We start from the raw sequence: 11,963 nt of genomic DNA, 5'->3' as shown, positions 1-11,963 counted from the left end.
CCACCCATCGTGCCAGACGCAGCCCCGGCTGCCCGCGTACCGGGGCGCCGCTATTCGGGCCGCTGGTCGCCGTTGGTGGACGGAGGCCGGACGTGGCCGTGGAGGACCAGGTTCACGGCTTCCTCCGGAGTGTCCACCACTTGAATGAGGTCCAGGTCCTTTGCCGAGACCATGCCCTCAGCCACCAGGGTCCCCTTGATCCATTCGATCATCGGCCCCCAGAACGCCGCCCCCAGCAGGACGATCGGGAACGAGGTGACCTTCTGCGTCTGCACGAGGACCATGGCCTCGAAGAGCTCGTCAAGAGTGCCGAGGCCGCCGGGAAGGACGATAAAGCCCTGGGCGTACTTCACGAACATGGTCTTCCGCGCGAAGAAGTAGCGGAAGTTGATGCCGAGGTCCACCCACTGGTTCAGGCCCTGCTCGAATGGCAGCTCGATGCCCAGGCCCACTGAGACTCCGTTGCCTTCCACGGCTCCCCTGTTGGCGGCTTCCATCGAGCCGGGGCCGCCGCCGGTGATGACGGCCACGCCGGCCTCTGCCAGTTTGCGGCCCACCTCGACGCCCATGTCGTAGTACGCGCTTCCGGGCTTGGTGCGCGCGGAACCGAACACGCTGACGGCCTGGCCCAGATCGGAGAGGGCACCAAAGCCTTCCACGAACTCGCTCTGGATCCGCATGACGCGCCAGGGGTCGGTGTGGATGAAGTGCCCGGGGCCCTTGGTGTCGAGCAGCCGCTGATCCGACATCTCCACCGCGGCTTGCTTGCGGCGCAGCTCGAGGGGCCCTTTCCGGCGGGGCTGTACTGATTTTGACGGATCTGCGTTAATGCTCATCCCCCAAGGCTAACCTGCTGACCTGCAGGTATCTCTTGAATTACGATCAGCGGGAAGTTGGAGTGATTCCAGTCATAACCGGTCAATGTTCGCTAGATTCATCTTTATGACTACTCAACTGCCCGGCGATGCACTCGTCTCTCTGAATGCCGTCAACAAGCATTACGGTCAGCTGCACGTTCTGAAGGACATCAACCTCCAGGTCCGCAAGGGCGAGGTGGTTGTGGTCATCGGCCCGTCAGGTTCGGGGAAGTCCACTCTGTGCCGGGCGATCAACCGGCTGGAAACCATCGACGACGGCGACATCGCCATCGACGGCAAGCGCCTGCCCGAGGAGGGCAAGGAGCTTGCCCGGCTGCGCGCCGACGTCGGCATGGTGTTCCAGTCGTTCAACCTGTTCGCGCACAAGACCATCCTGGAAAACGTGACGCTTGGCCCCATCAAGGTCAAGGGCGTCGCGAAGGCGGAGGCGGACAAGGAGGCCATGGCCCTGCTTGAGCGGGTGGGCGTGGGTCACCAGGCCCCCAAGCTTCCGGCCCAGCTGTCCGGCGGCCAGCAGCAGCGGGTGGCCATCGCACGCGCCCTCGCCATGAAGCCCAAGGTCATGCTGTTCGACGAGCCGACTTCGGCCCTCGACCCGGAAATGATCAATGAGGTCCTGGACGTCATGATCCAGCTGGCCAAGGAAGGCATGACCATGATCGTGGTTACCCATGAGATGGGATTCGCCCGCAAGGCCGCCGACCGCGTGGTGTTCATGGCTGACGGACAGATCGTTGAGGACGCCACTCCTGAGGAATTCTTCACCAATCCCCAGAGCAGCCGTGCCAAGGACTTCCTGTCCAAGCTGCTCACGCACTGACAAACCAATCCAGCAATCCCCAACTTCAAGACCCCCCGATTTCGCACCCAGGCCGTCACGGGCGGCCGCCCAATGAAAGGAATGTCATGAAGGCATTTTTGACCCGAAGGAAATCCCTTCTGGCAGCAGCATCCGCGGCCATCGCCCTTACACTGAGCGCTTGCGGCGGCGGCGGCGGCACCGGGACCGGCTCCAACCCCACGCCGGTCGAGAAGCCCAGCTTCGCTGCCGGCACCACCATGGAAAAGCTCGCCTCCGCCGGCAAGATCACCATCGGCACCAAGTTCGACCAGCCGCTGTTCGGCCAGAAGGGCCTGGACGGCAAGCCTGTCGGTTTCGACGTCGAAATCGGCAAGCTGCTGGCCGCCAAGCTGGGCATCCCCGCAGACAAGATCGAATGGGTCGAGACCGTCTCCGCCAACCGCGAGCAGTTCATCAAGCAGGGCAAGGTGGACCTGATCGTGGCCACCTACACCATCAATGACAAGCGCAAGACCGAAGTTGACTTCGCCGGCCCGTACTATGAAGCCGGCCAGGCGCTGATGGTGAACAAGGACAACACGTCCATCACCAAGCCCGAGGACGTCAAAGGCAAGAACGTCTGCTCCGTGACGGGTTCCACCCCGGCCTCCACCATCGTGGAGAAGTACGGCGCGGTCCTGGTTCCGGCCGCCACCTACTCGGCCTGCCTCGAGCCGCTGCGCAACAAGCAGGTTGAGGCCGTGACCACGGACAACGTCATCCTGGCAGGCTTCGTCAACAAGGAGCCGGACGCGTTCAAGCTGGCATCCGACGAGACCTTCACCAAGGAGCCCTACGGCATCGGCCTGAAGAAGGGCGACACAGAGTTCCGCAACTGGATCAACGACCAGCTGGAAGCCTTCGCCAAGGATGGCTCCTACAAGAAGGCATGGGAAGACACGGCCGGCGCGGTCATCAAGACGGCACCGGAACTTCCGGCCATCGACCGCTACTAAAACGATCGTGGCGGTTACCGGCGGCTGTGCATGCTACAGCCTGCCGGTAACCGCCGCTTCCGTTTTCCGCACATTCCCCTGAACGCAGCTAAAGGACCCTATGGACGTCATCATTGAAAGCCTCCCCCAATACTGGGACGGCTTTCTCAGAACCCTGTTCCTGGCAGCCGTTTCCGGCATCATCGCGTTGGTTGTTGGCACCCTGCTGGCCGCGGCGCGTGTCTCCCCCGTGGCTGCCCTCCGCGGCTTCAGCATGTTCTATGTGGAGGTGGTGCGAAACACCCCGCTGACCATTGCCTTCTTTTTCGCGGCCGTGGTCCTGCCCCGGCTGGGCGTGACCTTCCAGCAGTTCGAGATCGCAGCCATCATCGCCCTGAGCGCCTACACCTCCGCGTTCATCGCCGAGGCGGTGCGCTCGGGCGTCAACAGCGTTCCTGTCGGCCAGGCCGAGGCGGCCCGCAGCATCGGCATGAAGTTCGGCCAGGTGCTCTCGCTCATCATCCTTCCGCAGGCACTGCGGACCGTGATCCCCCCGATGATCAACATCCTCATCGCGCTCGTCAAGAACTCGTCCGTGGCCGGTGCCTTCTACGTGCTGGAGCTGTTCGGCTACGGCAAGCAGCTGGCCAACGACCACGGCGACGCCGTCATGTGGGTGCTGGTGGGCGTTGCCTTCTTCTATCTCCTGATCACCGTGCCGCTGGGCTACCTCGCCCACCAGGTCGAACGAAAGGTGGCGATCGCTCGATGAGTTCGGTTCTCTACGACGTCCCCGGGCCCAAGGCCCGCCGCACCTCGCTGATCGGGTCCGTGATCGGCGTCGTGCTGATCGCGGCCCTGCTGGCCTGGGCCATCATGACCCTCGCCCAGCAGGGCATCTTCCAGGCGCAGCGCTGGGCCATCTTCGGCCAGGCGGATGTCTGGACGCTGATCTTCAACGGCATCAGCGCGACGCTGAGCGCGGCGGCCATCGCAGCGGTCATTGCCTTTCCGCTGGGACTCCTGCTGTGCCTGATGCGCATCTCCGACGTCGCCTGGATCCGGATTCCCACCCGGATCGTGCTCGAGTTCCTCCGCGGCATGCCGGTGGTCCTGATGATGCTGTTCGTGCTGCTGGTCTTCGCCACCAGCTCGTTCATCGCCGTGGTGGCCGGACTGGTCCTCTATAACGCGGCGATCTTCGCGGAAATCATCCGCGCAGGCATCCAGTCCCTCCCCCGCGGCCAGCGCGAAGCGGGACTGGCGATCGGCCTGACCAGCTTCCAGTCCCGGCTGACCATCGAACTGCCCCAGGCGGTCCGCCGCATGCTGCCATCCCTCGTGGCACAGCTGGTGGTCCTGCTGAAGGACACGTCACTGGGATACATCGTGGCCTACGGCGAACTGCTGCGCGCGGTGCAGGTGATGGCCGACTTCCTGGGCCCGCAGTTCCTGTTCCCGGTGTTCTTCGTGGCAGCGGCCATCTACATCGCCATTAACCTGGCGGTATCCCGGCTGGCCATCTGGATTGAGCGGCACGGGTCCAAGAAGGCTGCCGGCGGAGTGGCGAAGGCCCCCACCGCCGGTGTTTCCACCGTCATCAAATAGTAAACAGTGGTGACATAACGGGCAGTCATTTACAGCGAAGGGTCCGCAGCCATCCGGCTGCGGACCCTGCGTGCTTATCGGCCGGGACTCAGGCCGGCATGCTCAGGAAAGCCACGTCTGCAGTGCCCGCAGGCAGGTGCGGATAGCTTCGGCCTCCACGTGCTCGTTGTCCTTGTGTGCCAGGAGCGCATCTCCGGGCCCGAAGTTCACGGCCGGAATGCCCAGTTCGCTGAAGCGGGCGACGTCGGTCCAGCCGTATTTGGGTTTCGGCTCGCCGCCCACAGCAGCCACGAAGGACGCGGCAGCAGGGTGGTTCAGTCCCGGCCGCGCACCGGCCGCGCTGTCCGTGCGGACCACGTCGAACCCGTCCAGCAGCTCACGCACGTGCGCTTCAGCCTGGTCAGGGGTCTTGTCCGGGGCGAAGCGGTAGTTGATCTCCACAACGCAGCGGTCCGGGATGACGTTGCCGGCGGTGCCGCCGTGGATCTTCACCGCGTTCAGGCTTTCGCGGTAGTCCAGTCCGTCCACGGCCACGGTCTGCGGGCTGTACCCCGCGAGCCGTTCCAGGATGGGCGCTGCCGCGTGGATCGCGTTGCGGCCCATCCAGGCCCGGGCGGAGTGGGCAGCCTCGCCGAAGGTGGTGGCGTGGAAGCGCATGGTGCCGTTGCAGCCGCCCTCCACGGTGCCGTCGGTCGGCTCGAGGAGGATGGCAAAGTCGCCGCCGAGGAGTCCGCCGTGGTTGCGCACCAGCCGGCCCAGTCCGCTCTTGACCGCCTCCACCTCCTCATGGTCGTAAAACACGAAGGTGACATCCTTGTCCGGTTCCGCCCCGCCGTCGAACATTGACGCCGCCAGCGCGAGCTGGACGGCAACGCCGCCCTTCATGTCCGTGGCGCCGCGGCCATACAGGACGCCGTCGCCGGGGACGCCCGACGGCCAGGTGGACGGCACCGTTCCCAGTGAGTCTTCCGTGACGGGCAGCGGCACGGTGTCCAGGTGGCCCGCCAGAATGACCCGCTCACTCCGGCCAAGGTTGGTACGGGCGATGATGGAGTCGCCGTCACGCACCATTTCGAGGCCGGGCAGCTGGCGGAGCGCAGACTCGACGGCGTCGGCCAGTTGGCGCTCGTTGCCGGAGACGCTGTTGATGTCGATCAGCGCGGCGGTCAGCAGTGCCACGTCCTGGCGCAGGTCAAGGGTTACGGGGGCTGTTTCGGCAATCACCATCCCACTGTATCCCGCGCCCGCCCGTGCCCTCCGGGTGGCAGCCCGGGGCGTTCCCAGGGAGTGCCAAGGGCCCGGAACGCCCCGAAATGCGACTCCGATATGCACGGACCGGTTTCGGCGCGTGCACCTCGTCTCGATAGACTTGGCGCATGACTGAAACCGCTTCTTCCGCCGTGCCCGCTGCCCAGACACTGTCCGACGAATCCCGTTCGGCCTATGGATTCGGCGTAGCCACCATCGCCACGCGGAACGGCGAAGCCACCGTGCTGGACGCCTGGTTCCCCGCCCCTGCCCTCGGTGTGGCCGCGGAAAGCCTTCGCGCCGTGGAAAACGCCGACGAGACCCTCACGGAAATCGCAGCCGCCGGCACCGACGCCGACCGCGGTACCGAGCAGAAGGTGGTGTTCGTCCAGATCAACCTGGACGCGGCTCCGGCCGACACCGCCGATGCCTACCTGCGCCTGCACCTGCTCTCGCACCGCCTGGTCCGGCCCAACAGCATCAACCTTGACGGCATCTTCGGTAAGCTCCCGAACGTCGTCTGGACCAACTTCGGCCCGTGCGCCGTGGACGGGTTCGAACTGACCCGCGCCAAGCTGCGCAAGCGCGGTGCTGTTACCGTCTACGGCGTGGACAAGTTCCCGCGGATGGTGGACTACGTCGTTCCCACAGGCGTCCGCATCGCCGACGCCGACCGCGTGCGCCTGGGTGCCCACCTCGCCGAAGGCACCACTGTCATGCACGAGGGCTTCGTGAACTTCAACGCCGGCACGCTGGGGACCTCCATGGTTGAGGGCCGGATTTCGGCTGGTGTTGTGGCCGGCGACGGCACCGACGTCGGCGGCGGCGCCTCGATCATGGGCACCCTCTCCGGAGGCGGCAAGGAGAAGGTGTCCCTGGGCCAGCGCGTCCTCCTGGGCGCCAACTCCGGCGTCGGCATCAGCATCGGGGACGACTCCGTGGTGGAGGCCGGGCTGTACGTCACGGCGGGCACCCGCGTCCGCCTTGCCGGTCCCAAGGACGCCGACGGCGAGGACACCAGCAAGATCGTCAAGGCCATTGAACTGTCCGGCGTGCCGAACCTGCTTTTCCGCCGCAACTCCACCACCGGTGAAGTTGAAGTCCTGCCCCGCCAGGGCCAGACCGTGGAACTGAACGACGCCCTGCACGCCAACTGATTGCCCGCCAACTGACCGCACGCCAACCGGCCGTGAGGACATAGCTGGCACGCCCCGACGGGCGTGCCGGCAGATTGCTGGAGTAACCACGTGACACGCAGACGCAGGCTGCGCGGGGCTGTCATCGCTGGCCTCTCCATCGCCCTGGTCGCCGGCGGCATCTATACCGCAGCCTCATTGCTGCAGCGCTCCGAGCAACTGATCACCGAGGAATGCACCGCCGCCGCCGGTTCGCAGCACGCCAACCTGGCCACGGACCAGGCTGCAAACGCCGCCCTGATCACGGCTGTCTCCGTGCGCCGCGGGCTGCCGCCGCGGGCAGCCAGCATTGCCTTGGCCACCGCCATGCAGGAATCAAAGCTCCGGAACATCGGCCACGGCGACCTCGCCGGCCCGGATTCCAGGGGCCTCTTCCAGCAGCGCCCGTCCCAGGGCTGGGGCACGCAGGAACAGGTCATGGACCCGATCTACGCCACGAATGCCTTCTACGATGCCCTCGTCAAGGTGCCCGGCTATGCCACCCTGGATATCACCGATGCCGCCCAGCGGGTCCAGCGCTCCGCCTACCCGGCTGCGTATGCCGAGCACGAGGCGATGGGGCGGTCCTTCGCCTCGGCCCTGACGGGAGAGACGCCCGCTGCCTTGAACTGCACGCTCCGCTCACCGGACACCGCCGGCAACACCGCTGCCGTACTCACGCAGCTGGAAGCCGCCTATGGGAGCATTCCCGTGTCCGCCACCGGCCAGACAGTAGAGGTCGACGTCACCGACAGTTATGCCTGGTCCGTGGCCCATTGGGCGGTGGCAAACGCCAAAGAGCTCTCCGTGGAACGCGTGGACGTGGCCGGAAAGCGGTGGGACAGGAATGCCCGCAACGGATGGCAGGATGTGCCGGACGCCGGCGGCCGGGTGGCCATCACGGTGGCTGCCGACGGTTCCTAAATCTGCGAGTCCTGAATCTGTGGTCTGAATCTGTGGTCCTGGCCCTCAGGCCGGGGCCGGCCTCCGACGACTAGACGAGGATCTCCACCACCGGCTGCACGTAGCTGCGGAACACCTCGGGCTGGGACAGCAGCTCGTGGCTCATGATGATCTTGTCCGGCTCCAGGTACCAGGCCCGCTGCTCATCCAGCGGCAGCTCAATAATCGTCAGCGCAAAGTCCCGTGAGTCCCGGCCCACCTCCAGGAGCCTGTCCTCCACGATGTCCTCGAGCAGGTGTGCGGAGCCACCCGCCACGCGTTCGGCCTCCAGCTCGGCGTACTCCGCTCGCCGTTCCCGGGCCCAGGTCAGGGCCGCCCCGAAGTGCGCCTGCAGGACCTTGCGCAGTGCCGGGGAGTTGGCGAAGGACCGGAATCCCGGGGGCGACAGCTCCGGCGACATCTGCGGGTGGGCCTTCAGCAGCTGCTCCCACCAGGCTTCCCACTCCGTTTTCAGGGCGCCGATGCCACCTACTTCGGCGGTGAGGTGGGCATGGTCCACGTGTCGGACCTTCGGGGCGGCATGCGAAAGCGCCGGAAAGCCTGCGCCGTCGAGCCCGGCAACATCACGTATATAGAGGGCAATGAGCATGGGCCCCGACGTGTCCATAGTGATTCGCCAGCCTGGACCGCCTGTGTGCTGCATGCGTATGCCTCCTTGGCATCTTGATTTCCACCCCGTCGTGCCGGCAACCCGCTCTCCGGCTTTCAGTCTATTCCCCCAGCCCGGGGAGGTTAATGGTTGGCACCCACACTCCTGCGAAGCCCCTCGATGTGGGATTCGAGCACGTCACGGCACATTTCCGGCGACATCCAGCCCGGCTGCAGCAGGGCGTGCATGGCCAGCCCGTCCAGGGTCGCCAGCAGGTGTTCGGCCGCTGTCACCAGCTGCGGTCCGGCATCGAGCACCCCGGCGTCGGCGCCGGTGGCATCGTCCCCCACGGCGTCCCCGCGCAGGACCGCGGTGATTACCTGGCCAACGACGGCCGCCACGGCCCGGTGGCTCCTGTCGGCCTCGGCGGCCAGGAAGGGCCGGATCCTCGCCGCGTTCCTAAAGGCCAGCCACGCGCACGCGTCCATGGCGCGCTCCTCGTCCAGAGGCAGGAATTCGCATAGCAGTGTTAATACCGCCCGGCTCCTGTCCTGGTCGTGGGTTGGAGTCCCCAGCCCGGTGAGCCCGGAGTGAAGGCGGGTCAGGAGGCGGTCCGAAACCGCCGCAAAGGAGTAGGCCAGAAGGTCGTCGCTGCTGTCGAAGTAGTGCCGTACGGAACCCACCGCGAGGCCGGCCTCCTCCGCCACTTCCCGCAGGGACGCACGCTCCAGGCCGTCCGTGGCGATGATCCTGCACACGGCGCCAACGATTTCCTGCCGGCGCTGCGCGGCGTCCACGATTTTCGGCACTCTTGTTTTTAGCACGGGTGTGCGCCAAAACTGCGGCGACGCGGCGGCACGAATCGTGCTTCGGCTTGGCTCAGCCGGTTAAAGCGCAACGGCGGCTGTCCACCTGGGGTGGACAGCCGCCGTCGTATTTCATCGGGAGCCGTGGGGATTAGCGGGCGGGGTACTGCCGCTCGGGCTCTCCTGTGTAGAGCTGCCGCGGACGGCCGATCTTGGTGTTCGGATCGTTGATCATTTCGCGCCACTGGGCAATCCAGCCCGGCAGGCGGCCGATGGCGAACAGCACGGTGAACATCTTCTCCGGGAAGCCCATGGCCTTGTAGATCAGGCCGGTGTAGAAGTCCACGTTCGGGTAGAGCTTGCGCTGGATGAAGTAGTCATCGCCCAGGGCCTTCTCTTCGAGGCGCATGGCGATGTCCAGCAGTTCGTCATTGCCGCCGAGCTTGCCGAGGACCTCGTGCGCGGTGGCCTTGATGATCTTGGCACGCGGGTCGTAGTTCTTGTAGACCCGGTGGCCGAAGCCCATGAGGCGGACGCCGTCTTCCTTGTTCTTGACCTTCTCCATGTAGTCCTCGGGCTTGACGCCGTCGGCCTGGATCTGGCGGAGCATCTTCAGGACTGCCTCATTGGCACCGCCGTGGGCGGGACCGAACAGGGCGTTGATGCCTGCGGAGACGGACGCGAAAAGGTTGGCATTGGAGGAGCCCACCAGGCGCACCGTGGAGGTGGAGCAGTTCTGCTCGTGGTCCGCGTGCAGGATGAGGAGCAGGTCCAGGGCCTTGACCACTACGGGGTCCAGCTCGTATTGCTCGGCCGGCAGGCCGAAGCTGAGGCGCAGGAAGTTCTCCACGAGGTTCATGGAGTTGTCCGGGTACAGCATCGGCTGCCCGATCGACTTCTTGTGTGCGTAGGCAGCAATGACCGGCAGCTTCGCCATGAGGCGAATGGTGGAAACCTCCACCTGCTCGTCATTGAACGGGTCCAGCGAGTCCTGGTAGAACGTGGACAGCGCGGACACGGCCGAGGACAGCACGGGCATCGGGTGCGCGTCGCGGGGGAAGCCGCCGAAGAAGCCCTTGAGCTCCTCGTGCAGCAGGGTGTGGCGGCGGATCTTCTGGTCGAAGTCGTCCAGCTCGGCCGGCGTCGGGAGGTTGCCGTAGATCAGCAGGTACGAGACTTCGAGGAAGCTGGAGTGCTGGGCCAGCTGCTCGATCGGATAGCCGCGGTACCGCAGGATGCCTGCGTCGCCGTCGATGTAGGTGATGGCCGACGTCGTGGCGGCGGTGTTCATGAAGCCGGGGTCAAAGGCGACGGCGCCCGTCTGCTTCAGTAGCTTGGAAACGTCGTAGCCTTCGTTTCCCTCAACAACCTTGATGCGCGGGAGCTCGAGCTCCCCGCCTGCGTGGCGCAAGATCGCACTGGTGGTCTCAGTTGCGCTGGTGGTCTCAGTCATGGAGTCCCCTTCATGAGGCCTCTTGGCCTCGCTAGAAAGCTTGATCCAACATCAGGTGAGCCGCGCGGGATCCCGCACGGCGGGACGTCCAACGGCCGTGCTGCCTTCTTGTAGAAAGCCACCATTGATAGTCAGTTAAAAACTACCGCCACTTTTCGGCTGCCACTAATCCGCGGGCGCCAAATCATCCCAAAAACAGGCCAGTTGTGGCGCGAGTCACACCATTGTTACGACCTCCGGAGCGTCAAAAGTCGCCCGTCCGGAGCCTTGGGCTTTGCAGGACGGCTGCCACCATGCCCCCGGCCCCGACGCCCGGAAACCGCCTAGGCCAGGCGGGCCACCGCGGCGTCGATCCGTTCGTCGGTTCCGGTCAGGGCCACGCGCACGTAGCCGTGCCCGGCATCGCCGTAGAAGACTCCGGGACCCACCACGATCCCCCGCTCCGCGAGGCGTGCCACCGTGTCCCAGGTGGCTTCGCCCGCAGTGCACCACAGGTAAAGGCCGGCGGCGGACTCATGCAGGGTCAGACCGAAAGACTCCAGCGCCGGGAGGAGCCGCTCCCGCCGTCCGCGGTACAGGTCCTTCTGGGCCAGGACGTGCGCGTCGTCGCCGAGGGCCACCCGCATCGCTTCCTGCACCGGGTACGGCACGATCATGCCGGCGTGCTTGCGGCTGTTGACGAGGTTGGCCATCAGGGCAGCATCGCCGGCGACGAACGCCGCCCGGTAGCCGGCCAAGTTGGACTGCTTGCTCAGCGAGTACACGGCAAGGAGCCCTTCGTGGGACGCACCGGCGACGCGCGGATCGAGGATGCTCGGAACCGCCTGCCCGCCGCGCTGCAGGTCCCACTCCCCCCAGCCAAGCTCGGCATAGCACTCGTCGGAAGCCACCAGCGCACCGATTTCGCGGGCCTGGTCCACAATCTTCTTCAGGGATGCGGCGTCCCGGACGCTGCCGGTGGGGTTGCCCGGGGAGTTGACCCAGACCAGGCGGACCCTGGCCCGGGTGGCCGCGTCGAGTTCGTCGAGGTCATCAGCTGCCACCGCCGTAGCCCCGGCGAACGTGGCCCCGATGTCGTAGGTGGGGTAGGCGACGGTAGGCCGGACGACGACGTCGCCCGGCTTGAGGCCCAGCAGGAACGGCAGCCACGCCACGAGTTCCTTGGAACCCACGGTCGGCATGACAGCGAGGGGGTCGAGCCCCTCCACACCACGGCGGCGGGCGAACCAGCCGGCGATGGCTTCCCGGAGCGCGGGCGTGCCGTGGACGGTGGGGTAACCGGGCGCATCCGCGGCCGCCTTCAGGGCGTCCTGGACGACCGGTGGTGTGGGGTCCACGGGAGTGCCGATGGAGAGGTTGACCACACCACCCGGGTGTTCAGCCGCTTTGGCGAGGTACGGCGCCATCGCTTCCCACGGGTAGTCGGGCAGGCTTAGGCCGAAACTGCGCACAGCTGTAGTCACGAAC

Annotated in this window: 12 protein-coding genes; 6 read left to right on the top strand and 6 right to left on the bottom strand. The window is 65.9% G+C overall.

Features of this window, described 5'->3' with window-relative positions; genetic code table 11:
* Nucleotides 1-50 precede the first annotated feature (50 nt).
* Nucleotides 51-836 carry an LOG family protein gene (locus tag ABIE00_RS06330; protein WP_331575704.1) on the bottom strand — a complete coding sequence of 262 codons (786 nt, stop codon included), beginning with the start codon at nt 834-836 and terminating at the stop codon, nt 51-53.
* A 106-nt stretch (nt 837-942) separates the two neighbouring features.
* Between ABIE00_RS06330 and ABIE00_RS06325 the strand changes: the two genes are divergently transcribed.
* From ABIE00_RS06325 to ABIE00_RS06310, 4 genes are all read left to right on the top strand, one after another.
* Complete coding sequence (locus ABIE00_RS06325; RefSeq protein ID WP_331575702.1) at nt 943-1,698, top strand: amino acid ABC transporter ATP-binding protein; 756 nt, start codon at nt 943-945, stop codon at nt 1,696-1,698.
* 86 nt (nt 1,699-1,784) lie between these two features.
* Nucleotides 1,785-2,675 (top strand): glutamate ABC transporter substrate-binding protein, encoded by an 891-nt coding sequence (locus ABIE00_RS06320; RefSeq protein ID WP_354258126.1) that lies wholly within the window; start codon nt 1,785-1,787, stop codon nt 2,673-2,675.
* A 100-nt stretch (nt 2,676-2,775) separates the two neighbouring features.
* Nucleotides 2,776-3,426 (top strand): amino acid ABC transporter permease, encoded by a 651-nt coding sequence (locus ABIE00_RS06315; protein ID WP_354258123.1) that lies wholly within the window; start codon nt 2,776-2,778, stop codon nt 3,424-3,426.
* The gene (locus ABIE00_RS06310; RefSeq protein ID WP_354258120.1) at nt 3,423-4,262 is read left to right on the top strand and encodes an amino acid ABC transporter permease; all 840 of its coding nucleotides are present in this window, start codon (nt 3,423-3,425) and stop codon (nt 4,260-4,262) included. Before ABIE00_RS06315 ends, ABIE00_RS06310 begins: the two co-directional genes overlap by 4 nt.
* Before the next feature lie 102 nt (nt 4,263-4,364).
* Here ABIE00_RS06310 and dapE read toward each other — a convergent pair whose 3' ends face one another.
* The gene (gene dapE, locus ABIE00_RS06305) at nt 4,365-5,489 is read right to left on the bottom strand and encodes a succinyl-diaminopimelate desuccinylase (protein ID WP_354258117.1); all 1,125 of its coding nucleotides are present in this window, start codon (nt 5,487-5,489) and stop codon (nt 4,365-4,367) included.
* 149 nt (nt 5,490-5,638) lie between these two features.
* On the opposite strand from dapE, the gene dapD reads away from it, so the two are divergent.
* Nucleotides 5,639-6,667 carry a 2,3,4,5-tetrahydropyridine-2,6-dicarboxylate N-succinyltransferase gene (gene dapD, locus ABIE00_RS06300; RefSeq protein ID WP_354258114.1) on the top strand — a complete coding sequence of 343 codons (1,029 nt, stop codon included), beginning with the start codon at nt 5,639-5,641 and terminating at the stop codon, nt 6,665-6,667.
* 90 nt (nt 6,668-6,757) lie between these two features.
* Nucleotides 6,758-7,609, top strand: a complete 852-nt coding sequence (locus tag ABIE00_RS06295) for a hypothetical protein (protein WP_354258111.1) — start codon at nt 6,758-6,760, stop codon at nt 7,607-7,609.
* 70 nt (nt 7,610-7,679) lie between these two features.
* Here the strand turns inward: ABIE00_RS06295 and ABIE00_RS06290 are convergent, their stop codons facing one another.
* The 4 genes from ABIE00_RS06290 to dapC form a co-directional block, all read right to left on the bottom strand.
* Nucleotides 7,680-8,291, bottom strand: a complete 612-nt coding sequence (locus tag ABIE00_RS06290) for a hypothetical protein (protein ID WP_214853796.1) — start codon at nt 8,289-8,291, stop codon at nt 7,680-7,682.
* An 89-nt stretch (nt 8,292-8,380) separates the two neighbouring features.
* Nucleotides 8,381-9,046, bottom strand: a complete 666-nt coding sequence (locus tag ABIE00_RS06285; protein WP_354258107.1) for a TetR/AcrR family transcriptional regulator — start codon at nt 9,044-9,046, stop codon at nt 8,381-8,383.
* 148 nt (nt 9,047-9,194) lie between these two features.
* Nucleotides 9,195-10,496, bottom strand: a complete 1,302-nt coding sequence (locus ABIE00_RS06280; protein WP_331575684.1) for a citrate synthase — start codon at nt 10,494-10,496, stop codon at nt 9,195-9,197.
* Nucleotides 10,497-10,819: 323 nt separating this feature from the next.
* Nucleotides 10,820-11,959: a succinyldiaminopimelate transaminase gene (dapC, locus tag ABIE00_RS06275; protein WP_354258103.1), complete on the bottom strand. Its 1,140-nt coding sequence runs from the start codon at nt 11,957-11,959 to the stop codon at nt 10,820-10,822.
* Nucleotides 11,960-11,963: the final 4 nt, after the last annotated feature.

It is taken from the genome of Arthrobacter sp. OAP107, from assembly GCF_040546765.1.
Taxonomy (GTDB): domain Bacteria; phylum Actinomycetota; class Actinomycetes; order Actinomycetales; family Micrococcaceae; genus Arthrobacter.
This window is presented reverse-complemented; position numbering and strand designations above follow the sequence as displayed.

Coding starts and splice junctions, on each gene's coding strand:
- ABIE00_RS06330 (WP_331575704.1), bottom strand. CDS start 836: ATGAGCATTAACGCAGATCCGTCAAAATCAGTACAGCCCCGCCGGAAA.
- ABIE00_RS06325 (WP_331575702.1), top strand. CDS start 943: ATGACTACTCAACTGCCCGGCGATGCACTCGTCTCTCTGAATGCCGTC.
- ABIE00_RS06320 (WP_354258126.1), top strand. CDS start 1,785: ATGAAGGCATTTTTGACCCGAAGGAAATCCCTTCTGGCAGCAGCATCC.
- ABIE00_RS06315 (WP_354258123.1), top strand. CDS start 2,776: ATGGACGTCATCATTGAAAGCCTCCCCCAATACTGGGACGGCTTTCTC.
- ABIE00_RS06310 (WP_354258120.1), top strand. CDS start 3,423: ATGAGTTCGGTTCTCTACGACGTCCCCGGGCCCAAGGCCCGCCGCACC.
- dapE (WP_354258117.1), bottom strand. CDS start 5,489: ATGGTGATTGCCGAAACAGCCCCCGTAACCCTTGACCTGCGCCAGGAC.
- dapD (WP_354258114.1), top strand. CDS start 5,639: ATGACTGAAACCGCTTCTTCCGCCGTGCCCGCTGCCCAGACACTGTCC.
- ABIE00_RS06290 (WP_214853796.1), bottom strand. CDS start 8,291: ATGCAGCACACAGGCGGTCCAGGCTGGCGAATCACTATGGACACGTCG.
- ABIE00_RS06280 (WP_331575684.1), bottom strand. CDS start 10,496: ATGACTGAGACCACCAGCGCAACTGAGACCACCAGTGCGATCTTGCGC.